We start from the raw sequence: 22,264 nt of genomic DNA on the forward strand, positions 1-22,264 counted from the left end.
TAGATGTCTGACATCTTACGCTGGCGGGTGCCGGCTTTCGTTCCAAAACGCGCCGAGCGCGCGGGCGCAAGCACGCGGCTGCTCCCAATGGACGCTGTGCCCGGCGTCGGGTATTGCCACGAGCCTCCGCAGCGGGCTGGCTGCCACGAAGGCTTCCGCTTGGTCCAGCGAACGTAATCGGTCCCCGACGCCGGCAATCACCAGCGTCGGTGCGGTCACCTTTTCGGGGACATCGGCAGCCACTCCGGCCATCGCCGCGAGGCCGCTGGGGCCAAGGACCTCGAAAGGCAGCTCAAATCCTCGGCTCAGCAAGCGATTGTCCTCCGGCGACAACGCCCCGAACCAGGCCTTCATGCACTTGGCGCGCGTCGCGTCGTCAATGAGGCCTTGCCGTAGCTGGGATTCGAGCATCGATTTGAAGCCTTCGTTCGGCGGGGCCGGAACCATGCCGATCAGGGCCACGCTGGCCACGAGCCCCGGGTGCCGCGCGGCCAGTGCCAGCGCCACGCTTCCGCCCATCGAGTGGCCCGCAATGTGGACCGGTGCCGCGTTCCTGGCAGCAACGGCAGCGACGGAATCGGCAGCTGATTCCAGAGTCCACTGGAAGCCCGGAGGCAACATGTCCCCGCGGTGATACCCAGGCAAATCGACGATCCAGACGGTTCGTCCGGCGTCGAGCAACTCGGTGGCGAGTGGCTCCCAATAGGCGGACGTCGACGCCCAGCCGTGCAGCAACAGAACGGGAGGTTGGGACGGAAAGTCCGCCTTAACGGCGACCGCCGGGAGGCGCATGTCCACGTGTAATGCCGCGACGGCGGGAGGCTCTTGAAGCATGCGCCAAGCATAGTGACGACTGACACTTGCACAGCCGAAAGCGGGTGTGTCACACTAGCATTCAAATATTAGATGTCTGACATCTTACATTTACCTTCAAAACCACGATGGAGTGCACAGTGACCCTTGAAGCCGATGTCCTGGCTGCCTTCCCGGCTGAAGTCCAGATCCCCGCTCAGCTGGTTGCCGACGCCGTAGCAGCGTCTTCCGCAACCTCGCCCCGCATCCTGGTAGTCCTCGACGACGACCCCACCGGCACCCAGTCAGTCGCCAACCTGCCGGTCCTCACCCGCTGGGAGGTCGCCGATTTCACGTGGGCGTTCGCCCACATCGCGGAAAGCCGGTCTCAGCCCGCGGTCTACGTGCTGACCAACACGCGCAGCCTGGACCCGGTTGAGGCCGCTGCCCGCAACGAGGAAATCGTGCGGAACGCGCTCGCCGCCGCCGGTTCCCAGCTGCGCTTGGGATTCGTCAGCCGCTCCGACTCCACCCTCCGTGGCCACTACCCGCTGGAACCGGACGTCATTGCCGCCACTGTCGCGGACGTGACCGGCGAGGCGACCGACGGCGTCGTGATCGTCCCGGCGTTTCCCGACGCCGGGCGGGTCACCGTTGGCGGCGTGCACTACATGCGTGGCACCGGGCACGACGCCGGCAAGCTCACCCGGGTTGCGGAGACCGAGTTCGCCAAGGATGCGAGCTTCGGCTTCGCCAACTCGGAGATGGCCAGGTATGTGGAGGAGAAGTCGCAGGGCCGGTTCCAGGCAAGCGATGTGATCGTCCTGGACCTGAACATCATCCGTGCCGGGGCCTCAGCCCAGGACCCTGCCATTTCCGCCAAGGCCATTGCAGACGCGATCGAACCCGCCACGAACTCCACGCCGATCGTCGCGGACATCGTCACCGAGAATGACTTCCGGGCACTGGCCCTCGGGCTTGAAGAAGCCGAACGCCGCGGCAAGAAGCTGCTCTACCGTGTGGGTCCGCCCTTCGTCCGCGGCCGCATCGGCCAGGAAATCCGTGAGGCGCTCAGCGGCGAGGAAGCCTACGAAGGCAACACTCCCTCCACAGCCGGTGGCCTCATCGTTGTTGGTTCGCACGTCGGCGTCACCACGCGCCAGCTCAATGCCCTGACGGCCCAGCATGGCGCCGCCCGGATCATCGAGATCGACGTCGAGAAACTGCTCGCTAGCGGCGCGGAGGCCTACTTGGACGAGACGGTCGCCGCCGTCGTCATTGCCCTCCGCAATGGAGACGTCATCGTCCACACGAGCCGCCTGCTCATCAAGACGGACGACGCCGCGGCGAGCCTGAAGATTGCCCGCACCGTCTCTGCCGCCGTCGTCGCGATCGTGAACCGGACGCTCAAGACCTTCCCGCCGCGCTTCGTCATCGCAAAGGGCGGCATCACGTCCTCGGACGTGGCCGCGCACGGCCTGGAAATCCGCCACGCGATAGTCCGCGGCCCCATGTTGCCCGGCATCGTCTCGCTGTGGGAGCCGGTGGACGGGCCCGCGAAGGGCATCCCGTACATCGTCTTCGCCGGCAACGTGGGCGACGACGAATCCCTGACTCAAGTCACGCGCAAGCTCAGCAACACCTTCTAGCCGATCCTCTTCCTAACGCAACCCCCGCATTCAATGGAGACCACCATGACCAGCAATTACACCGTCGCCGTCCTCGGCCTGGGCGCCATGGGCCTGCCGATGGCTACCCGCCTGGCGACCCAGCTCACCGTCCACGGCTTCGATATCGCCGAGCCGCGCCTGAAGCTCGCCGCCGACGCCGGGATCCGCACCTTCGCCTCGGCGCGCGAAGCCTCGGAAGGCGCCGACGCCCTGCTCCTTGCCGTGCGCAACGGCGAACAGCTCGACGCCGTCCTCTTCGGCGAGAACGGCGTTGCCTCGGTACTGAAGCCGGGCGCCGTCGTGATCCTCGGTAGCACAGTCGGTACCGAGGCTATTCCGGCCACCGTGGGCCGCCTGGCCGAATACGGCGTCGAACTCGTGGACGCGCCGCTCTCCGGCGGCCCCAAGCGTGCCGGGGAAGGCGACCTCCTGATCGTGGTTGGCGCGACGCCGGCGGCCCAGGAAAAGGCCCGCCCCGCGCTCGAACTGCTGGCCTCCACGCTCACCGTTGTTGGCGACAAGCCCGGCGACGGCCAGGCCCTCAAGACCGTCAATCAGCTCTTGTGCGGCGTGCACATCGCCGCTGCAGCCGAAGCCATGGCACTCGCGGACGCCCTCGGACTCGACCAGGCGAAGACCCTCGCGGCGCTGGAAGCAGGTGCCGCTGGCTCCTTCATGCTGTCCAACCGCGGCCCACGCATCCTCGAGGCTTACACCGAGGATGGCGCCGAGGTCCTCAGCCGTCTGGACATCTTCGTGAAGGACATGGGCATCGTCGGCAAGGCGACGCGTGCCGCCGGCCTCGCCGCCCCGGTCGCCGCCGCTGCCGAACAGCTCTACCTCCTCGGCCAGGCCCAGGGCCTCGCCGCCGCCGACGACTCCGCAGTCATCAAAGTCGTCGCGCCCACCAGGCGCACTGTCTAGCAAAGCACCCCAAAGAAACGTGCGACGACGGCGGTCCCCCCTCCGCCGTCGTCGCCCCTCTCGCCGGCCTCGAGTCCAGGCCGGCTCTGTCAAAGGAGACACCCCTGATGATTCCCCTCATCAATTCCTTGGCGGTCCGGGCAGCTGATGCCCCCGCCATCAAACCGTCCGTAGCCCTTGGGACCCCGCTGCTGCTGACCATTGCAGTTGCGGGCGTCGCGCTGCTGTTGCTCATGATCATCCGCTTCAAGATCCAGGCCTTCGTGGCATTGCTGGCCGTGAGCATCCTGGTGGCCGTTGCCGCGCAGATCCCCTTGGCGGACGTATTCACCGTCGTGGCCAACGGCGTGGGCGGAACCATGGGCAAAGTCGCATTGCTGATTGCCCTCGGCGCCGTGTTGGGCCGCATGATCGAGGTGTCCGGCGGCGTGCAATCGCTGGCCAACCACTTCACCGAGAAGCTCGGTGCCAAGCGCGTCGCCGTGGCACTGACCGCCGTCGGCTTCCTCGTTGCCATTCCGGTGTTCTTCGAAGTAGGCATCATCGTCCTGGTGCCGATCGTCTACGCCTTCGCGAAGATCGCCAAGCTGCACCCCATCAAGTTCGGCCTTCCCATGGCCGGCATCATGCTCTCGATCCATGTCGCCGTTCCTCCCCACCCGGGCATCGTTGCCGGGGCAGGCGTGATGGGTGCCGACATCGGACTCATCGCGATGATTTCGCTCATCATCTGCGTGCCGCTCGGTTTCCTGTCCTACTGGGTTGCCAGCATCATGAACCGCAAGGACTACGAACTGCTCCCGGGCGTCCGCGACCAGATCGAAGAATTCGGCTCCGATTCCCTGGTGCGCGTCGGCCACGACGGTCCCGGTGCCAGCGCAGTCGCTCCGCCGCGCCCGGGCCTGATCATGTTCCTCATCGCCGCCCCGATCGTCCAGATCCTGCTCGGCACAGCCGGTACCCTCCTGATCAACAAGAAGGACTACTGGTACGGCGTCGCGTCTTTCGTGGGCAACCCGTTCTTCGCCCTGCTGGTGGCCGTTGCGCTCGCGTTCTTCCTTCTGGCGGTCCGCCGCCAGTGGTCACTCAAGGAAACCGGCGAAATCTTCGAAGGCGCGCTGCCTCCCATCGCCTCGATCCTCATGGTGGTTGCTGCCGGCGGCGTGTTCGGCGGCGTCCTGCAGGTCTCCGGCATCGGCGCGGCCTTGTCCCAGACGCTGGACTCCCTGGGCGTGCCGATCATCCTCCTCGGCTTCATCATTTCCCTGGCACTGCGTGCCGCACAGGGATCGGCCACGGTCGCCATCGTCACCACCACCGGCCTCCTCTCGGCTGCCGTCGCCCAAGGCGGCTACACCCCCGCGCAGATCGCCGTCATCGTGATCGCGATCGGCTTCGGCGGACTGGGCCTGTCCCACGTGACCGACGCCGGTTTCTGGGTGGTGGTGCGCTACTACGGCCTCACGGTGTCCGACGGCCTCAAGACCTGGACCGTGCTCACCACCATCCTGGGCGTCGCGGGCTTCCTGCTCAGCTATGTCGCCTGGATCCTGGTGGGAGGCCTGGCCCACTGATGCGTGTACGCCTTGACGACCTTGTAGGCTCCGCGCTGGAGCGAGGAGCCGCGGTCCCGGCCTTCACCTGCTACGACTTCACCACCGCCCTCGCGGTGGTGGCCGCAGCAGAGGAGTCCGGCCGCGGAATCATTCTGCTGGTTGCTCCGAAGACCGCGGCCACCCCGTCCGGCTTGCGGCTCATTGGGGCATTGCGCGCCTTGGCCGACGACGCCCGCGTGCCGGTCTCGGTGCAGCTGGACCACGCCTCGGACCTCGAGGTCATCCGTGATTCGGTGGCAGCCGGTGCCGACGCCGTCCTGGCCGACGGTTCGTCCCTCCCATTCGAGGAAAACATCGCTTTGGTCCGCTCCGTACATGAGGTCGTGCTAGACGCCGGTGCTTCGGACATCGTCATCGAAGCGGAACTTGGCGGGCTGGCGGGCGACGAGGACAAGGCCTTCGGTGCTGACGTTCACGCTCATCCGGCCAGTGTCCATCCGGCGGGCCTGACCGACCCGGGCCAGGTACTGGAATTCGTATACCGCACTGGTGCCCAGCTCCTGGCCGTTGCCGTGGGGAATGCGCATGGCCGTTACGCCGGCGAGCCCAGGCTGCACTGGGATGTGCTGGAGGACATTGCATCGCGCACTGAGCTTCCGCTCGTGCTCCACGGCGCGTCGGGCATTCCCGCGGCAGACCTGGTCAAGGCCACGTCAATGCGCGTGGGCAAGGTGAACTTCAATACGGAGCTCCGCACCGGCATCCTCGCCACGCTCGAAGCCGAGACAACCCCGCACCGGGCCGACGGCGAGAACCTCCAGGGCCTGCTGGGGCGCTGGAGTTCCTCGGCAGGGGCCTTCGCCGGAGCAACACTGGACATGCTGAGTCGCTAGGCGCGGCTCGCGGGGCGGCCACGCCGCCGCGCCTCCGCGCAACGCAGGGAGGCTAGGATCAGCACATGATCGTAGCCTCCCTGATTTTTGCCCTCCTTGCCGGCTTGCTGCACGTCTACATCTTCAGCATGGAGTCCATCACCTGGACCCGTCCGGCCACGTGGAAGCGCTTTAGCGTCGCTTCCCAGTCCGAGGCGGAAACCACCAAGGGCCTCGCCTACAACCAGGGTTTCTACAACCTCTTCCTTGCCATCGGGGCGATCGCCGGGATCGTCATCGTCGCTCTTGGTCATCCGCAGGTCGGCTGGACCCTCGTCTTCAGCTCGTGCGGCTCCATGCTGCTGGCGGCAATCGTGCTCGCCTTGAGCGGCAAGAAGTACCTCCGCCCCGCGGTTCTTCAGGGCACGACTCCGCTGCTCGCCGTCGTGCTCGGCATCCTTGCCGTGGCGCTCGGCTAAAGATATGAGCGAGCGTTGGCAAAAATGGCGTGAGATATGAGCGAGCGTTGGCGAAAATGGCGTGAGATGTGAGCGAGCGTCTTACGAGGCAAACGCTCGCACACATATGTGCCCTCCAGGCCAGTCGCTCGCTCACTTATGCAGGCTTTTGGCGTGACGCTAGCTCACCCGTCAAAACCCTGAACCCCAGTTCCGGATTGAATCCGTGGATCTCCCGCGTGTCCAGTGCCGACATGAAAGCCAGGATCTCCTCCGTGATCACTTGCCCGGGAACCAAGACAGGGAATCCGGGCGGATAGGGGGTGACGAAGGAGGCAGACACCATTTCCTCTCCCGCGGCGACCCTTCGCATAAGTTCGGCCGCACTGAAGTATTCGCAGGATCCGGCTTTGTAGCTCTCGAAGTAGGCGTCCCGCATGTTGCCGTCCGGCGTCTGCGCATCTACCCGGAATCGTTCGGCGAAGCGGCTGAAGTCCGGCAAGGGTGGCGGTGTGCTGGTCAGCGCAGCGACACGGGCAAGGCGCGCTCGCTGACCCAGACCGCTCAGGCCGGATTGCTCATCTTCAAAGGTTTCGGCCAGCTTGACCAGGACCTCAACGAGGTAGGCGACGGCACTCCGCGAGGTGCCGATGTTGGTCATGAAGAGAACGCTGTTCCTCGACGTCTTGTTGACCTGGATCCCGTACTTGTCCATCAGGAAGTCGTGCTTGAAGGTATCGCCGTCCACGCCGGTGAGGCCGATATGCAGGGTCAAACGGCTCGGATCAACAACGAATTCGTCGCGCTCCCAGGCTTCCGACATGGCCGCGAGCCCGTCGCGAAGCGGCATTTGCCGGCTCGTTTCGCGGTACTGAGGCGGTATGAGGTCCTTGGTGCCGAGGACGCGGAAGTACTTCTTCAACAAGGGATGCCTCGCCACGGCCTGGGCGATGCTGACCGCGAGATCTGCCTGCCGTTGCACCAGTTCGTATCCTTCGAACTCGACCTGCCGCCGTCCCATGTCCAAGGAAGCCAGGATCTGGTAGTTGGGGGACGTGGAGGTGTGCGTCATGTACGCCTCCCGGAAGCTCTCCTCGTTCAACTGGCCGAAGTCCTGGTCATGGATATGGATCATGGACCCCTGCCGGAGCGACGTCAGGGTCTTGTGCGTCGACTGCGTTGAGTAGACCCTCACGCGGGCCTTCGCCGGATCGGGCAGCAGTCGTGTCTTCAGGAGCAGCTCATCGCTGACGTGCCCGACGCCGGAACCCGGCCCGCCGTCGTCGGGCTCGCCGCCGCCGTCGTAACCGCCGGCCGCCCCACCGCCCAGCGCGCGAAGCTGTTCGGCGTGCCGCCGGGCGTACGCCGGATCCGCGAACTTTGCCTCGAGGGACCGGGCCGAAGCCATGGCCGTACGGCGGCGGTAGATGTGGTGGAAGCCCGCGAAGGCGAACCAGGCCTCGTCCCACAGGAACACCAGGTCCGGCTTGATGGCGAGGCACTCCTCCATCAGTCGTTCGACGTCGTACACGATGCCGTCGAACGTGCAGTTGGTGAGGGCGAGCATCTTGACCTCGTGGAGCCGGCCTGCCCGGCGGTAATCCAGGAGCATCCGCTTGATGCTTTCCAAAGGAACGGCGCCGTAGAAGGAGAAATCGTCCAGAGGGTAGGCGTCCAAATACGAGACCTGCGCGCCGGCCAGCATGAGGGCGTAGTGGTGCGACTTGTGGCAGTTTCGGTCCACCAGAACCACGTCGCCGGGAGCCAGGATCGATTGGTGCACGATCTTGTTGGCTGTTGACGTTCCATTGGTGACAAAGAGCGATTTCTGGGCACCGAATGCCCGGGCCGCTAGCTTCTGGGCCTGCTTGAGGGAGCCGTGCGGATCCAGGAGCGAATCGAGCCCGCCGGACGTGGCCGAGGTTTCCGCGAGGAGCAGGTTCAGGCCATAGAACTCACCCAGATCGTTGATCCACTTGGAATGGATGACCGATCCGCCCCGGGACACGGGCAAGGCATGGAAAACGCCGGCAGGTTTGCGGCTGTATTGCTGGACCGCGTGGAAGAACGGCGCCTCATACCGTTCCGCGATGCCGGCGAGCAAGGACAAATGGAGCTCCAGCCCATCCTGGCGGCGGAAGATCCGGCGGAATTGGCGGGTCAAGGAACCGGCGAGTTCTTCGATCCCCACGCCCGCCACAAGGTAGAGATCAAGCTCGGGCCGGAGTTGGCCCAGCTTCTCCGCCAAGCTCAGGATGCGGTCCAGGGGTCGCTGGGGGAGCGACTTCCCCAGGAACCTGTCCAGGAAGCTGCGCACATCCCGGCCCAGGCGCTGCTTGGTGTTGGGGACGAAGCCTGGCCGCAGTACGCACGCCTGGATGTCGGGGTTGAGCAGGACAGCTACGATGGCGTCCTCGAAGCTCGGCACGAACACGAGCTCGTAGTTGAAGGAGTCGGCGGGACGGCGCTGGCTATGCAGTTCTGTTTGAAGGGCTTCACGGTCGGCGCTGGAGACGTCATCGATCACGAGGACCTCGAACCGCTTGCGCGACTCGGCGGGTTCTTCCACCCGTTCCGATTCGCGTTCCGGGTCCTGTGCGGGTTCCTGGGCGTGGTGGTTGTGGCCGGCAACTCGTCGCGCGACCGGTTCGATGAGGCTTAGCGCCTCAAGGTATTCTCCAGCCTCCAGGATTCGCCGCATTTCCGTGACATATTGCTGCCCCGGAGACGCCCAATACATTTCGAGGGATTCCAGCAGCGGCAACAACCTTCGGACGTCCCTTGGCAGTTCCCGCGGCGGCCGGCCGGCGCCCGTGAGAGACCGGGCGGCGGCCAGCTGTTTGACGGCGTAGCCAAGGAACTCCCAAGCGTCGGCGCGCACCCGCCACGCGCTGCTGGGGACCTCGCCGCCGGACCCGGAATCGTCGTCGGCGTTTGGCCTCGTCGCCGAACCGGGGCCAAGCGCTTGACCGCTGGCAAGGCCGGCTGGAGCGAAGGGAAATGGGGCTGACTGCACTGTCGCGAAATCGGCGCGTGCCACGATGACTCCTTTGTCATGGATTGATAGCACTCTCTACTAAACGCCGCGCGCCGTCGCGGTGTACGGCAAATGTTCGGGTTGCCGTCTGGGTTTCCAGATGGGAGCCGCACTTCCCGTCATACGTGAGCGAGCGTTGGGGGATTTGCCGTCATACGTGAGCGAGCGTCGGGGGATTTGCCGTCATACGTGAGTGAGGGTTGGGCGGCTAGCCTTCGCGCCACAGGGGCAAGGGGACCACGCTGCGGCTGCGTCCGGACTCCTCCAACACGTGCCCGAGGCGTTTGTAGTTGCGGACCACGGCTTGCCGGGAGATGACGGCGCTTCCTGGCGCTCGCTCCGCCAGTTCGCGCTCGTGGCTTTGGACTTCGAGGTAGTCGCGCACCCACAGCGTCACGAGCAGATTCTGGGCGCCCAGAACCTGGGCGCTGAGCCTGCAATTCGGAAGGGCCGCGAAATAGCGCCCGACGGCGTCAACGTGGTGGGCGGGCACGTTGAGGATCAGGCTCACTTCCCTGAGTCCTTGTTGGGCTGAAGCGGACGTATCGCACCTCAGCGTCATGTAGCCGGACGCGAGGAAGCGCTCCACCCGCCGTCGTGCCGTTTGCGGAGCGACGCCGCAGGCGGCGCCCAGTTCCGCCCAACTGGCCCGCCCGTCCCGTGCTAGTTCCTCCAAGAGGGATGCGTCGAGCCGGTCGGGAGCGTAGGCGGTCGGGGCGGGCAGGGGTTCCGCCGACATGAGCCGGGCCCGCGCCGGTTCGAGGGTGCCGCTGCGCCAGTCGGAGGCCTGCCGGTACAGCTTGGTGACGAAAACGACCTCCCGGTGGGTCACTCCGGGGAGGCCTGCAAAAGAGCCGGTGACGATCTCCATGAGCTCTTCGTGGCTTGAGGCGAAGCAGTCGATGAAGAGATCGTGCGAGCCGGACACCAGCGAAACGGTGCCGAAGGCCGGCTCCGCGCACAGCTTGTGGACCAGGGCTTCGTTCTCGCTTGGCAGCGACGAAAGGCTGATGAACGCAGACCACCCCGCGCTCAGGTAGCGCGGACCCGGGGCCGGGGTGATCCATGCCAGTCCCTGCTCCGCAAGAGAGTTCCAGCGGCGCGCGACGGTTGGCCCGGACAAGCCCAGGACATCCCCCACGCGGCTCCAGTCGGCACGGGGATTGATCTGAAGGGCATTGACGATTTCAAGGTCAGTTTCGGAGATCATGGCTGATTCCTTCAAAATTCACGGTTCTCAGATGATTTCAAACAAATTCCTAGCCAGTGTAGACGGCGGACCTAACGTTGTGACTCGCATCACCCGCTCGCATCCGAAGACCCAGGCAACGAAGCCCCCCAACACTCAAGGAAGCACATGGCAAGCAAGACAGCACCTCCGGCGACTGCGGCCGTCGCCCGCCGTACGATCACCGGCATGATCGTGGCGATGGCCCTGATCGAATCCCTCAGCGGAGTCACCCAGGGATACCTGAACCCCATCCTCCCCGCCTTGGGGCCGGCCTTTTCGATCGACGACCCCACCATCAACGGAATTTTCCTCATCTCGAACGTGAGCTTCGCGGTGCTCACGCCGATCATCTCGCGGCTCGGCGACAGCTACGGCTACAGGCTCGTCCTGCGCTGGTCGACGGCGGTAGTCGCGGCCGGCGTCGTCATGATGGCGATGTGGCCGTCGCTGTGGACGGTGACGATCGGCGTCGTCATGCTCACGTGCGTGGTTGGTTTCATCCCTCTAATGATGGGCATCCTGCGCGTGAGCAGCCCGGCGCAGACCCGCACCGGGGTCAGCGTGATGATCGGCATGCTCATGATCATGGTCGGCGCAGGCGGCCTGCTTGCCGGGATCATCGGCGTCGACGATCCCACCCTCGGTTTCTGGGTTGCGGTGCCGTTCGCGGTTGCCGGGCTGCTTTGCTCCTTCGTCCTGCCCGACGCCGGAACCCCCACGGGCGAGGGACTCGCCCTGGTGCCGCTCATGGCATGTTCCCTGGGACTCATCGGCTTCGTGGTGGCGCTTTCGATGGGCCCGGACTGGGGCTGGTTGGATACCAAGACCCTGGGATCCGGAATCATCGGGTTCGCGCTGTTGGCTTATTGGGTGGTCCTGGACGCTCGACGCGTCAACGGGAAGCGCTTCATGGACCTGCGGATGCTTGCCATCCCGCGGATCCGGACGGTCTCGCTGGCCACCTTCTTCTTCGGCTTTGCCTCCATCAGCTACTTCGGCACCAACGGGATCTTCCTGTACTCAAACCCGGACAAGACCGGCTACGGCTTCGCGCTGAGCCCCCTCATCATCGCAATCGTCCTGGCTGCCGCATCGGTGCTCTCGCTGTTCTCCTCGCTTCTGACCTCAAAGGCGCTCAGTCTGTTTGGCGAACGGGCCACCCTGGTGTTCGCCGGTCTCCTCCTGGCGGGCGGCTTCCTGGTCATGGCGGCTGCGCACGGCTCCCTGGCCGGCTACTGCACCGGATTCGCCATGTTCAACTTGAGCCTTGGCATGTATCAGGCAGGAACCCGGGCACTGTCTGTTGAGGGCGTTCCGCTGGAGGAAACTTCGACGGCGGCCGGCCTCAACGAACTGGCGCTGTCCGTTGGCATCGCGGTGGGCGCCGCCGTCGTGAAGCTCATCTCCTCGTCTTCAGTCCAGTCCGGGCACATCAGCGAGGGCGGGCTCCTGTCGATCTGGATTGCCCTGGCCATCGCGGCCTTGGTCGCCGCGGCAGCTGCCGCCCGCTACCCGAAGCGCAAAGCCGCGGCGACAACTGCAGGGGTCGCCGTATGAAAGCCGCGGCTCTGAAAGCCGCCTCCCTCGAAACCGCAACGCCCGTCACGACCTCTTCGGCCGCCGTCGGGCGCTCCATCTCCGCAGCGCTGGAACGCTGGGAGCCGGAAATCCTCGGCCTGAGCCACGCGATCCACGCCGATCCCGAGCTCAGCGGGCAGGAGTTCCGGGCCGCCAAGCGGGTTAGCCGGCTGCTCCGGAGCGCGGGCTTCAGCTTTGACGATCCGCAGCCTGTGCTCCCGGCTTCTTTCAGCGCGAGGTTCGGGACGGGTGAGCTGGTGGTCGCGCTGTGCGTCGAATACGACGCCTTGCCGACCATCGGGCATGCCTGCGGACACAATGTGAACGCCGCCTGCGCCGTGGGGGCCGCACTCGCGCTCGCTTCCGTCGCCGACGAGCTCGGGATCACAGTCAAGGTCCTCGGCACTCCGGCAGAAGAGACGAGCGGCGGCAAGGTCGATCTCATTGGCGAGGGCTTCTTCGAGGACGTGTCCCTGGCGATGATGGCCCACGCCGGCGCCGAGGACGTCGTCGGCGGCTCATCCTTGGCCATGGGAATGTGGGACGTGCTTTACGAAGGGCGGCCTGCGCACGCCGCCGCCGCTCCGTCAGAGGGTGTCAATGCCCTCGACGCCCTCGTGATCGCACAGACGGCGATTGCCTTGGCCCGGCAGCAACTTCCGCCCGGCTCGGTTGTTTCGCTGATCGTGACCGAAGGCGGGAGCGCCGTCAACGTCATACCCGAGCGGGCACGGGCGAGCGTCGAAATGCGCTCACCCAGCATCAAGAATCTTCGCGTCATCGAGGAACGCGTGCGGCGCTGCCTGGAAGCGGGTGCACTTGCCAGCGGAAGCACGCTCAAGGTCACCCCCACGGGCAATGCCTACGCTGAACTCAGGCAGGACCGGTACCTTTCCGAGGCGTACCGGACAGCAATGTCCACCCGGGGGAGGGCTGTTGAGTTCAACGAAGATCCAGTAGCTTCCACAGATATGGGCAACGTCTCGCAACTGGTCCCGAGCATCCATCCGCTGCTCGGCTACGACGTCGGCGGGGCCGCCCACCACACCGCCGAGTTCGCTGCCCACGGCTCGTCGGCCTCCGCGGACCGGGCGGTCTTGGACGGCGCGTTCGGCCTGGCCTTGGCTGCCTGCGCGGCGGCCAGCGATCCGCGGCAACGGGAACGGCTGCTAACCCGCCGAACCAACTGAACTCCCCTGCAGGGACGCTCGCTCACTTATGATGCCAAAATCGGGATCCCTCGCTCAGATCATCTGAGCGACGGTCCCGGGGCTTTCAGTCATAGGTGAGCGAGCGTCGGGGATATTCGGGTCATAGGTGAGCGAGCGTCGGGGAGGGCGGGCCGCACCCACGAATTCACCCCGTCGCCCGCTCTGGTTCCCGCCGGCGAGCGGGCGGACAATGATCTCAGCAGTTCGCGAAGGAGTGCAATGGGATTCTCGAGGCAACAGAAGACGGCGCCGGGCATGGCCGCATTTGGCCGCCCTCGTGATCCCGTGATCGATCTCGCCCGGTTCTTCTGCCTCGTTCTGGTGGTGCTCTCGCACTGCATGATGGTCAGCCCGGTCCTGCACCCGGACGGCACCGTCACCACCGAAAACACACTCATGGAACAGCACTGGTTTGAACCTGTCCTGTGGGTGTTCCAGGTGATGCCGCTGTTCTTCGTCCTTGGCGGGATCACGGGACTGGAATCGTGGCGTCGCTTGCGTGCGCGCGGAGGATCCGGCATCGACTACGCGCAACTGCGGCTCCTGCGCCTCATCCGTCCGGCAACTGCGCTGCTGGCGTCGATGTTCGTGGGGCTCTGGGCCGCGAGCCTGCTTGGCGTCGACCCGGAAGTGGTCCAGCTCATCGCGACCGGCGCGGGCATGCCCTTGTGGTTCCTGGCCGCCTACCTCGCCACCCAACTGAGCGTTCCCGTGCTGGCCCGGCTGCACGGACATTCCCCGTGGTTGACCCTCGGCGGGCTCGTTGCCGCCGTGATCACCCTGGACTCCTTGCGCGGGGCGTTCCCGATGCTCGCCTTCGTCAACATGCTCTTCGTGTGGTGCGCGGTCCAGCAATTCGGCTTCTTCATCGCTGACGGCATCTTCGCTGGACGCAGCCGGGGCTGGTTCGCGGGGTTGATCGTGGGCAGCAACCTGCTCTTGGGGTTCGTGACTGGAATCGGGGTCTACTCAGGAAACATGATCGTGGACCTGAACCCGCCCAACTTCTGCATGCTGCTTCTGGGTTTGTCCCAGGCTGCAACCCTCCAATTGCTCCGCCCCGCTCTTGCCTGGGCGGCCGGCGTGCGCTGGATCCGTTGGATGGTGGCCGTGGCGGGCCGACGGTCCATGACGGTCTACTTGTGGCATTTGCCGCTGCTCGCAGCCATGTCCGGGCTGCTTCTGCTTACGGACTTCCCCAAGCCAGCGGCAGGTACGGCCGAATGGTGGTGGGCCCGCCCGCTGGTGCTGCTGGGCGTCCTCCTGCTCTTGCTTCCGGTCCTGCTGCTGTGCGGAAGGCTTGAAGAGCGCCCGACGGCGGCCAGCCACGCGCGCGGCAGGACGCACGTCGCGGTGGTGACTGCCGGCGTCGTGGTCTTCATTCCGGTGGTGGACGCCGCGTTCAACGGACTCACGCTGACCCTTCTGGGTGGGGGAGCGGCGTGCTTCGCGCTGGGAGTGTTGCTCCTGGGACGGATACCCGCCGGACTCCCGTCCGCGGCCGTTCCCGATGCCCCTGCGGGGCCATTGCCAGAGCCCGGTTTACGTGCGAATCTCGACTCATGACTGAGTTCACGGATTCAACCGCAGAGTCGTTCAGCCCGGACGTGACAACGGTCAGGAACGACAAATTCCACCGCTACGAGCTTCTTGTCGATGGTGAAGTAGCCGTGATCTCGCAGTTTATGGACAAACCCGGCCACATCGACTTCCTCCACACTGAGACGCGCCCGCACTTCAAGGGCCGCGGGCTGGCGAAGGTCCTGGCGCACTTTGCCTTGGACGACGTCGTCGCCTCCGGCAAGCGGATCATCCCGCATTGCCCATTCATCGCCGCCTATCTGCGCAGGCATGAGGGATACGAGCTCGACGTCGATTGGCCGCCGGAACCGCCCGTAGGGGAACCGGACAACGATTAGTCAGACGCGGTTTTGCCCAAGAAAACGCCGGAAGACCACCCTGCTGACTAAGTCATGGCCCGGCATTGAGCCAGCCGATCTCTGATTCGGAAACAATTTGCGAAGTTCGCGACACGATTCACACCCCCCAGCCGCACGCCACTTTCCGTCTTTGCTGTAATCGGGCCGAACTGCCGCCCCGGGCGGGCCACCGTCGCGGTGTAGGTGCCTACTTTTGTGCCTTCCTTTTCTGCCATTGCCAGGCGTGCCAGAACAGAAGCGTCGCCAGGATCAGAGCGGTGGCTTGGAGAAGCTGCGGGGTCATGTTCATCAGGATGAACGGGAACGGCATCGTATTTCCCGGAGTGGGGGTGAGCGGGGCCATCGCCTCATTGATGATCACCATGATGCCTATGACGAGCGCCAGCTCGAGCACCCATAGCCCGATGATGAACGGATTCACCGCGGCCCTCCGCTGAGGTACCTCGACCGCGCCTAGGTGATGCTCCAGCGCATTCCCGTGCTCGTCGATTTCGCGGAATTCAATCCTGCCATGAGCCTCGTCCATGGTCTGTTCCTCCCGGTTGGTGTGCCGTGGCCCCCACAGAGGCTCGAAAGGCGCACTTTTGAGGCACTCTACCGCGAGCACCGAAAACGTACGAGTACCGCCGTCGAGATGGCATTTGACGGCCGGGACGTGCATCACCACACGGAGCGTCAACGGCGCTAGTCTGGGCGCATGACAACTCGTGCCAACGATCTCACCGCCCTGGTCACCGGTGCTACTGCCGGGCTCGGTGGCCGGATTCGCCCGTCAGCTGGCCGAATCCGGCCACCACCTGGTCCTCGTGGCCCGCGACGAAACCCGGCTGAGGTCAAGCGCCGAGGTGCTTGAACGGGACTTCAGCATCTCTGTGGAGGTGCTGCCCGCCGACTTGACCTCCGACGTCGGGGTTGCGGCTGTCGTGGCCAGGCTGCGGGACGCTTCGCGGCCGGTGGACGTGCTGGTCAACAATGCCGGAATCGGTTTGCTGAATTCTTTCGAGAAGAACGATGTGGACGACGAAAAGCGGCATTTGCGGCTGCATGTCCAGACGCCCATGGAGCTGTGCCACGCGGCGTTGGGGGTGATGTTGGCACGCAAGTCGGGCCGGATCATCAACGTTGCGAGCGTTGCGGCATTCGCGAACCGGGGAAGCTATTCGGCGGCCAAGGCTTGGCAGGTCAGCTTCAGCCGTTGGGCGAACACCGCGTATGCCGGCAGCGGCGTGAAAGTCACCGCGGTGTGCCCGGGCTTCACCCACACGGAGTTCCACGATCGCATGGGCATGGACAAATCGGTGGCTCCGCGCTTTTTGTGGCTTAACGCCGAGCGCGTTGTCCGGGAAGGGTTGGAAGACAACGCCAAGGGCAAAGGGATTTCCATTCCGTCGAAGCGCTACAAAGCGATCACCGCCGTCATGCGCTTCCTGCCGGCGAAGCTTACGTCGGGTCCGCCCCGCCTCGCCGCGAAGCAATCCGGGTCCGCGAAGTAAGCCGGGGCGCCTGGACCAGCACCGCCACCGCGATCCCGATCACGGCTCCCACGAACGTCTCCACCCCGCGTTCCAGGACGAGCACGCCGGGATCCGCGGGCGCCGCCAACTGAGTCATGAGCAAAATGACCGGAGTGAAGAACACCATGGCCCAGCCGTAATGCCGGGCCATGAACAACTCGGTGGGGAACTGGAACCCGATCACCAGCAGGGCAAGGATGAGGGTGGTTTGCCCGGGGAAATAGTGCAGCGGGGACAGCGGTCCTGGAAAGAGCACGACGGCGACAATCGCCAATCCGAGGAACGTCCCCACGATACGGTGAATGCCGCGGTGCAGGCGGCTCGGCACATCGGCTCCGGCCAGCGGAACGGCGGCCGCGGCCATCGCCCAGTGCGGATGCCCGCTGCCCGTGAGCACTCCGCAAGCACCTGCCGCGCCGACGGCGAGCACATACCGGGCTGCGTGGAGTCCGGCTGCTTGGCGCAGCCGCGCCGAGGATGCCGGAATGTCCCGGACGGCGCCACGTTCCCACACCCGGTACCGGAGCCACCCGGCGAAACCCACCACCATCGAAAACGCTGCCGATGCCGCGCAGATCAGGACCGCGGCAAGGAACGGGACGTGCGCTGGAACAGAAGCGCATGCTCCGAGGGCCAGGATTCCGAAGAACGGGCCATTGGGTTTGAGCCGCACCTTGTCCGAGAACAGCGAGCCCACACCCGCCAGGAGCCCTTCGATCACCACCAATCCCCATGAATGGATATGGGAGACGGACAAGAACGTGCCCACGGAAACGCCGGCCAGGAGCACGGCGGCGGCCTGGGCCTGGTGTTTGAGCCGCAGTTGGTGCGATTCGGCACGACCGTACATGCCGGTCAGGGCGCCGAACACGGCGTAGATGATGAGGTCCGCCCGGCCAATCGCAAGAAGCACAAGGGCCGGCACGGCGACGCTCAGTGCGACGCGGACGGCAGCAAGGTGATCGTTGCTTGCCGGTGGAACGGTATGAAGCGCACGGGCATGGACAATGATTGATCGCAACGGGACACCACCAATCAACTCAGCCGATCATTGGGAAGTTATCAGCACCCCCGGATCCGCGCCATTAGCTGGGTCACAACGTTTCCTTGTGCGTCCCCACCCAACTAGCTCGCAGTTGTTGTCGTTTTGGGGCGCGGAAACGACAACTACTGCGAGTCAGTTGGGTGTGGCGGGAGGCGAGTCAGGCCGGGAAGCATCGCAACGCCGTCGAGCGGGCGGATTCCAGCGCTTCGCGAACGGGACGTTTGCGGTGTTGTTCGGAGAGGATTTCCACACCCCACGGCCCGTTGAAGCCGATGGCCTGGAGCGTTGTGATGAACCCCGCGACGTCTTGGTCACCCTCGCCGCAAAGGCGGCGATTGTCGCGGGTGTCCTCGAAGAGCGTCCCCTTGATTTCCGCATCAGCGTCATTGAGCTCGACGCCGAAAATCTGTTCGGCGGTGAGGCTGCGGGACAGTTCATCCAAGCTTGTTCCCGCCCGGAAGACATGCCAGTAATCAACCACCAAACCGCAGTCCGGCATATCGACAGATCGCATGAGCTCGGCCGCCGCCGGCATCGAACCGACCATCGAAAACGGCATTGGCTCGAGCGCAATGCGGGTCCCTCGGTGCGAGGCTTCCTTTGTCAGGTGCCGCAGCGGTTCCACCAGGAATTCGAGATCATCCAGGGGCTCACCGAACGCCGTTCCTATCTTGATGAAGCGCGCGCCCAGTGTTTCGGCCGCCTCGAGCAGCAGTTCGAATTGCGGCTTCCATTCGTGGGAGCGGGATTCGTCCCACCAGTTGCTGAGAAGCTCGACTTCAACGTGGCGGAGGCCTGCTTGATCGATGAGTTTCCTGAGCCCGGAGAAGCCGATGGTGTCCCTTGCGGCCACCAGGTCGTCGTACGCCAATCCGAACCCTGCCCATCCGGTGGAGGCGATGGCTTCCAGTCGCTCGCCCAGGGGGACCGGGCTTGTCTCGGGGTTGGTCAAAGGCGCAACGTCTCCTGCGCTGGTCCAGCAGGTCGCGATTAGTTCGGGTGTGCTTGAGTACATCATCGTTCTCCTCGCGACAGTGCGCGGCTAGTTACGGCAGGTGAGGGCGTGGATACCCAGTCACAATCTAATTGGAACGCTCCATTGACAATTGGTCAAGCCTTGATTTAGCGTTGGAGCGTTCCACAAAGCGATCTGAATCACATTGCGAAAAGTGGATCACATCCGTTCATAGCTCGATGGTTCCGGCGTCCCCTGCCTTCGACGGCACAGATACGGGGTCGACGGTCGAAGTACGCGACATCAAAGGAGATTTCACGTGGCAAAGCTCAATTGGCGGCGGGGCGCAGTGGCGCTGGCCGTAGTACCGCTTCTGGCCCTGGCAGCATGTTCCAGCGGAGGCGGGAAGCCGGCTGACACCGCCAACGCCGCCGGCGGCGGACAAGCCGCCAGCACTCCCCGGATCAAGGTAGCGCTCATCACCCACGCCGAGGCTGGGGACACGTTCTGGGACATCGTCCGCAAAGGCGCGGAGGCGGCGGCCGCGAAGGACAACGTCGAGGTTCTTTATACGAGCGACGCCGACGCGGGGCGCCAGTCCCAGTTGGTGCAGCAGGCCATCGACCAGAAGGTTGACGGCATCGCCGTCACCATCGCCAACCCGGGCGCAATGAAGGACGTGCTGAAGAAGGCCACCGACGCCGGCATCCCGGTGGTGAGCTTCAACGCCGGCGGTGACGTCTCCGCGCAGATGGGCGCGTTCACCCACTTCGGTTCCAATGAGACCCTGGCTGGCGAAGCGGTGGGCGCCAAGCTGGCTTCACAGGGCTACAAGCACCCCATCTGCGTGATCATGTCACAGGGACAGGTGCAACTCGAACAGCGGTGCGCAGGCGTGAAGACGAAGGTGCCCGGGACCGAGATCCTCTATGTCAACGGGGCCGATATGACGGCAGTGCAGTCCACTGCGACGGCGAAACTGCAGGCCAGCAAGGATGCAGACGTGATCATCGGGTTGGGCGCTCCCTTCACCTTGACCATTCTCAAAGCCGTGGCAGATGCCAACAGCCCCATCAAGGTGGCCAGCTTCGACCTGAACCCCGCACTGGCGCAGGCGATCAACGATGGCAAGGTCCTGTTCACGGTGGACCAGCAGCCGTGGCTCCAGGGCTACTTGTCCATTGACTCGATCTGGCAGAACAAGCTTGGTGGTTTCAAGGTCGGTGGCGGGCAGCCTGTCCTCACGGGCCCGACGATCGTGGACAAGTCCAACATTTCCGACGTTCTGAAGTTCGTTCAGCAGGGCATCCGCTAATCCGATGACCGCTCGGCTCGCGCGGCACGATTTCCGTGCCGCGCGAGCTGATCGAGAAGAAAGGTATTTCATGGCTTTAGTTACTGCCCCGGCACCCAAAACTGCCGCGGATGAGCGGGTCGCGAAGCGGAGCCCGTTGAGCAAGTTGATGGCCCGTCCTGAAGTCGGCGCCCTCGTGGGGGCCGTTGTTCTCTTCATTTTCTTCGCTTCGGTGTCCCAGACGTTCACGCAGCCGAACGCGCTCGCGACCGTGCTGTATGGTTCTTCGACGATCGGGATCATGGCGGTGGGGGTGTCGCTGTTGATGATCGGCGGCGAGTTCGACCTCTCCACCGGTGTAGCCGTGATCTCCTCGGCACTGACTGCCTCGCTGTTCAGCTGGAACTTCTCGCTGAACGCGTGGGTCGGCGTCGTGCTGGCGCTCGTCGTTTCGCTCGGCATCGGCTTCATCAATGGCTGGATCCTGGTCAAGACGAAGCTGCCGTCCTTCATCGTGACGCTGGCGACGTTCCTGATGCTCACGGGCCTGAACCTGGCCCTGACCCGGCTGATCGGCGGGTCCGTGTCCTCGCCGTCGATTTCGAAGCTGGACGGGTTCGAGTCGGCGCATGCGGTGTTCGCGTCTTCGGTCAGCATCGGCGGGGTCGAGGTGAAGATCACGGTGTTCTTCTGGATCATCCTGGTCGCCATCGCGTCCTGGGTGCTGCTGCGCACGAAGGTGGGCAACTGGATCTTCGCCGCCGGCGGTGACGCGAACGCTGCCCGCGCCGTGGGTGTCCCGGTGACCAAGACCAAGATCGGCTTGTTCATGGCGGTGGGGTTCTGCGGCTGGGTCCTGGGCATGCACAACCTCTTCGCGTTCGACGCGGTGCAGTCCGGTGAGGGCGTGGGCAACGAGTTCCTGTACATCATTGCCGCGGTGATCGGCGGCTGCCTGCTCACCGGCGGTTACGGTTCCGCGGTGGGCGGGGCGATCGGTGCGTTCATCTTCGGGATGGCGAACAAGGGCATCGTGTACGCGCAGTGGAACCCGGACTGGTTCAAGTTCTTCCTGGGCCTGATGCTGCTGCTGGCCACCATCGTGAACCTCATCGTCAAACGCCGCGCAGAGCTCAAGTAGAAGGGGCGCAAGAGAATGAATGCCAAACAGATCGACCAGCAGACCCTGCTCAAGGATGAGAAGGACCCGCTGACCCACACCCCCGTGCACCTGCTCTCCCTGGACGGGGTGGGCAAGCACTACGGGAACATCATCGCCCTGCGGGACGTGACCATGGCCGTGGACAACGGCCGGGTCACCTGTGTGCTGGGGGACAACGGCGCGGGCAAGTCCACGCTGATCAAGATCATCGCCGGACTGCACCAGCACGACGCCGGGGTGCTGAAGATCATGGGGGAGGAGCGGAAGTTCAACTCCCCGCGCGACGCCCTGGACGCGGGCATCGCCACGGTGTACCAGGACCTGGCCGTGGTGCCGTTGATGCCGATCTGGCGGAACTTCTTCCTCGGCTCGGAACTGACCACCGGCTGGGGCCCGTTCAAGTCCATGGATGTCCAGAAAATGAAGGACATCACGCTCAAGGAACTGGCCCAGATGGGCATCGACCTGCGCGATGTGGAACAGCCCATCGGCCAGCTCTCCGGCGGGGAGCGCCAGTGCGTGGCGATCGCGAGGGCCGTGTACTTCGGGGCGAAGGTGCTGATCCTGGACGAACCCACCGCCGCGCTGGGCGTGAAGCAGTCCGGCGTCGTGCTCCGTTACATCCTGCAGGCCCGCGACCGCGGGCTGGGCGTCATTTTCATCACGCACAACCCGCACCACGCCTTCCCGGTCGGGGACCGTTTCCTGCTGCTCAAGCGCGGCAAGTCCATCGGCTACTACGACAAGAAGGACATCACCCTGGACGAACTCACCGCCCAGATGGCCGGCGGCGCGGAACTGGCCGAACTCGCCCACGAACTCGAACAACTCGGCGGACACACCCAAGCCCTCAAGGAAGTCCAAGCCGAAGTCGCCGGGGTATCCGAAGTGACCGACGTCGCGGGCGCAGCTGACAATTCAAGGGAAAGCAGCCCGCGGCACGCTTAGCGCGCGGGGAGACAGCGCGGACGGAGACGGGGGTCCGCCGGAAAACCGGACGGGCCCCCGCTCGCCATGCCACTGCG

At 64.8% G+C, this 22,264-nt stretch carries 18 protein-coding genes and 1 pseudogene; 13 read left to right on the forward strand and 6 right to left on the reverse strand.

What is annotated here, in order from left to right; all coding sequences use genetic code 11:
• Positions 1 to 15 precede the first annotated feature (15 nt).
• On the reverse strand, positions 16 to 834 hold the full coding sequence (locus AC3WJM_RS11315) for an alpha/beta fold hydrolase (protein ID WP_492271910.1): 819 nt from the start codon (positions 832 to 834) through the stop codon (positions 16 to 18).
• 119 nt (positions 835 to 953) lie between these two features.
• Here AC3WJM_RS11315 and AC3WJM_RS11320 point away from each other — a divergent pair, with 119 nt between their 5' ends.
• From AC3WJM_RS11320 to AC3WJM_RS11340, 5 genes are all read left to right on the forward strand, one after another.
• Positions 954 to 2,441, forward strand: a complete 1,488-nt coding sequence (locus AC3WJM_RS11320) for a four-carbon acid sugar kinase family protein (protein WP_492271911.1) — start codon at positions 954 to 956, stop codon at positions 2,439 to 2,441.
• Positions 2,442 to 2,486: 45 nt separating this feature from the next.
• Complete coding sequence (locus tag AC3WJM_RS11325) at positions 2,487 to 3,386, forward strand: NAD(P)-dependent oxidoreductase (RefSeq protein ID WP_492271912.1); 900 nt, start codon at positions 2,487 to 2,489, stop codon at positions 3,384 to 3,386.
• 107 nt (positions 3,387 to 3,493) lie between these two features.
• On the forward strand, positions 3,494 to 4,960 hold the full coding sequence (locus AC3WJM_RS11330; protein ID WP_059388381.1) for a GntP family transporter: 1,467 nt from the start codon (positions 3,494 to 3,496) through the stop codon (positions 4,958 to 4,960).
• Positions 4,960 to 5,835: a class II fructose-bisphosphate aldolase gene (locus AC3WJM_RS11335; RefSeq protein ID WP_492259312.1), complete on the forward strand. Its 876-nt coding sequence runs from the start codon at positions 4,960 to 4,962 to the stop codon at positions 5,833 to 5,835. Before AC3WJM_RS11330 ends, AC3WJM_RS11335 begins: the two co-directional genes overlap by 1 nt.
• 65 nt (positions 5,836 to 5,900) lie before the next feature.
• A complete protein-coding gene (locus tag AC3WJM_RS11340) occupies positions 5,901 to 6,293 on the forward strand; it encodes a DUF1304 domain-containing protein (protein ID WP_492259311.1) in 393 nt (130 codons plus the stop codon).
• Positions 6,294 to 6,429: 136 nt separating this feature from the next.
• Here AC3WJM_RS11340 and AC3WJM_RS11345 read toward each other — a convergent pair whose 3' ends face one another.
• The gene (locus AC3WJM_RS11345; protein WP_492271913.1) at positions 6,430 to 9,312 is read right to left on the reverse strand and encodes an aminotransferase class I/II-fold pyridoxal phosphate-dependent enzyme; all 2,883 of its coding nucleotides are present in this window, start codon (positions 9,310 to 9,312) and stop codon (positions 6,430 to 6,432) included.
• Between the two features lie 205 nt (positions 9,313 to 9,517).
• Positions 9,518 to 10,519 carry an Lrp/AsnC family transcriptional regulator gene (locus AC3WJM_RS11350; RefSeq protein ID WP_492271914.1) on the reverse strand — a complete coding sequence of 334 codons (1,002 nt, stop codon included), beginning with the start codon at positions 10,517 to 10,519 and terminating at the stop codon, positions 9,518 to 9,520.
• 147 nt (positions 10,520 to 10,666) lie between these two features.
• Here AC3WJM_RS11350 and AC3WJM_RS11355 point away from each other — a divergent pair, with 147 nt between their 5' ends.
• The 4 genes from AC3WJM_RS11355 (at position 10,667) to AC3WJM_RS11370 (ending at position 15,248) form a co-directional block, all read left to right on the forward strand.
• Positions 10,667 to 12,097 (forward strand): MFS transporter, encoded by a 1,431-nt coding sequence (locus AC3WJM_RS11355; protein ID WP_492271915.1) that lies wholly within the window; start codon positions 10,667 to 10,669, stop codon positions 12,095 to 12,097.
• A complete protein-coding gene (locus AC3WJM_RS11360) occupies positions 12,094 to 13,308 on the forward strand; it encodes an amidohydrolase (RefSeq protein WP_492271916.1) in 1,215 nt (404 codons plus the stop codon). The genes AC3WJM_RS11355 and AC3WJM_RS11360 overlap by 4 nt, the downstream gene beginning before the upstream one ends.
• 240 nt (positions 13,309 to 13,548) lie before the next feature.
• Positions 13,549 to 14,895: an acyltransferase family protein gene (locus AC3WJM_RS11365; RefSeq protein WP_476910739.1), complete on the forward strand. Its 1,347-nt coding sequence runs from the start codon at positions 13,549 to 13,551 to the stop codon at positions 14,893 to 14,895.
• Entirely contained in the window at positions 14,892 to 15,248 is a 357-nt protein-coding gene (locus tag AC3WJM_RS11370; protein ID WP_492271917.1) for a GNAT family N-acetyltransferase, read from the forward strand. The genes AC3WJM_RS11365 and AC3WJM_RS11370 overlap by 4 nt, the downstream gene beginning before the upstream one ends.
• A gap of 208 nt (positions 15,249 to 15,456) precedes the next feature.
• On the opposite strand, the gene AC3WJM_RS11375 is transcribed toward AC3WJM_RS11370, so the two are convergent.
• Positions 15,457 to 15,795: a hypothetical protein gene (locus tag AC3WJM_RS11375; protein WP_306972645.1), complete on the reverse strand. Its 339-nt coding sequence runs from the start codon at positions 15,793 to 15,795 to the stop codon at positions 15,457 to 15,459.
• 171 nt (positions 15,796 to 15,966) lie between these two features.
• On the opposite strand from AC3WJM_RS11375, the pseudogene AC3WJM_RS11380 reads away from it, so the two are divergent.
• Positions 15,967 to 16,762, forward strand: a pseudogene (locus AC3WJM_RS11380) (SDR family NAD(P)-dependent oxidoreductase).
• On the opposite strand, the gene AC3WJM_RS11385 reads toward AC3WJM_RS11380, so the two are convergent.
• Together AC3WJM_RS11385 and AC3WJM_RS11390 are read right to left on the reverse strand one after the other, a co-directional pair.
• The gene (locus AC3WJM_RS11385; protein ID WP_492271918.1) at positions 16,710 to 17,804 is read right to left on the reverse strand and encodes an FUSC family protein; all 1,095 of its coding nucleotides are present in this window, start codon (positions 17,802 to 17,804) and stop codon (positions 16,710 to 16,712) included. The pseudogene AC3WJM_RS11380 and the gene AC3WJM_RS11385 sit on opposite strands and share 53 nt — an antisense overlap.
• Before the next feature lie 181 nt (positions 17,805 to 17,985).
• Positions 17,986 to 18,843 carry a sugar phosphate isomerase/epimerase family protein gene (locus AC3WJM_RS11390; RefSeq protein WP_306964671.1) on the reverse strand — a complete coding sequence of 286 codons (858 nt, stop codon included), beginning with the start codon at positions 18,841 to 18,843 and terminating at the stop codon, positions 17,986 to 17,988.
• 259 nt (positions 18,844 to 19,102) lie between these two features.
• Here AC3WJM_RS11390 and AC3WJM_RS11395 point away from each other — a divergent pair, with 259 nt between their 5' ends.
• The 3 genes from AC3WJM_RS11395 to AC3WJM_RS11405 all read left to right on the forward strand — a co-directional run bounded on the left by AC3WJM_RS11395 (position 19,103) and on the right by AC3WJM_RS11405 (position 22,187).
• Positions 19,103 to 20,098 (forward strand): substrate-binding domain-containing protein, encoded by a 996-nt coding sequence (locus tag AC3WJM_RS11395; protein ID WP_284754399.1) that lies wholly within the window; start codon positions 19,103 to 19,105, stop codon positions 20,096 to 20,098.
• 70 nt (positions 20,099 to 20,168) lie between these two features.
• Complete coding sequence (locus AC3WJM_RS11400) at positions 20,169 to 21,218, forward strand: ABC transporter permease (RefSeq protein ID WP_492271919.1); 1,050 nt, start codon at positions 20,169 to 20,171, stop codon at positions 21,216 to 21,218.
• Positions 21,219 to 21,233: 15 nt separating this feature from the next.
• Complete coding sequence (locus tag AC3WJM_RS11405) at positions 21,234 to 22,187, forward strand: ATP-binding cassette domain-containing protein (RefSeq protein ID WP_307052794.1); 954 nt, start codon at positions 21,234 to 21,236, stop codon at positions 22,185 to 22,187.
• Positions 22,188 to 22,264 lie beyond the last annotated feature (77 nt).

The sequence above is a fragment of the Arthrobacter sp. FW306-1B-G06A genome (assembly GCF_058781765.1).

Excerpts from the sequence above, each read along its gene's own strand:
- AC3WJM_RS11315 (WP_492271910.1), bottom strand. The coding sequence starts at position 834 with ATGCTTCAAGAGCCTCCCGCCGTCGCGGCATTACACGTGGACATGCGC.
- AC3WJM_RS11325 (WP_492271912.1), top strand. The coding sequence starts at position 2,487 with ATGACCAGCAATTACACCGTCGCCGTCCTCGGCCTGGGCGCCATGGGC.
- AC3WJM_RS11330 (WP_059388381.1), top strand. The coding sequence starts at position 3,494 with ATGATTCCCCTCATCAATTCCTTGGCGGTCCGGGCAGCTGATGCCCCC.
- AC3WJM_RS11335 (WP_492259312.1), top strand. The coding sequence starts at position 4,960 with ATGCGTGTACGCCTTGACGACCTTGTAGGCTCCGCGCTGGAGCGAGGA.
- AC3WJM_RS11340 (WP_492259311.1), top strand. The coding sequence starts at position 5,901 with ATGATCGTAGCCTCCCTGATTTTTGCCCTCCTTGCCGGCTTGCTGCAC.
- AC3WJM_RS11350 (WP_492271914.1), bottom strand. The coding sequence starts at position 10,519 with ATGATCTCCGAAACTGACCTTGAAATCGTCAATGCCCTTCAGATCAAT.
- AC3WJM_RS11355 (WP_492271915.1), top strand. The coding sequence starts at position 10,667 with ATGGCAAGCAAGACAGCACCTCCGGCGACTGCGGCCGTCGCCCGCCGT.
- AC3WJM_RS11360 (WP_492271916.1), top strand. The coding sequence starts at position 12,094 with ATGAAAGCCGCGGCTCTGAAAGCCGCCTCCCTCGAAACCGCAACGCCC.
- AC3WJM_RS11365 (WP_476910739.1), top strand. The coding sequence starts at position 13,549 with ATGGGATTCTCGAGGCAACAGAAGACGGCGCCGGGCATGGCCGCATTT.
- AC3WJM_RS11370 (WP_492271917.1), top strand. The coding sequence starts at position 14,892 with ATGACTGAGTTCACGGATTCAACCGCAGAGTCGTTCAGCCCGGACGTG.
- AC3WJM_RS11375 (WP_306972645.1), bottom strand. The coding sequence starts at position 15,795 with ATGGACGAGGCTCATGGCAGGATTGAATTCCGCGAAATCGACGAGCAC.
- AC3WJM_RS11390 (WP_306964671.1), bottom strand. The coding sequence starts at position 18,843 with ATGTACTCAAGCACACCCGAACTAATCGCGACCTGCTGGACCAGCGCA.
- AC3WJM_RS11400 (WP_492271919.1), top strand. The coding sequence starts at position 20,169 with ATGGCTTTAGTTACTGCCCCGGCACCCAAAACTGCCGCGGATGAGCGG.
- AC3WJM_RS11405 (WP_307052794.1), top strand. The coding sequence starts at position 21,234 with ATGAATGCCAAACAGATCGACCAGCAGACCCTGCTCAAGGATGAGAAG.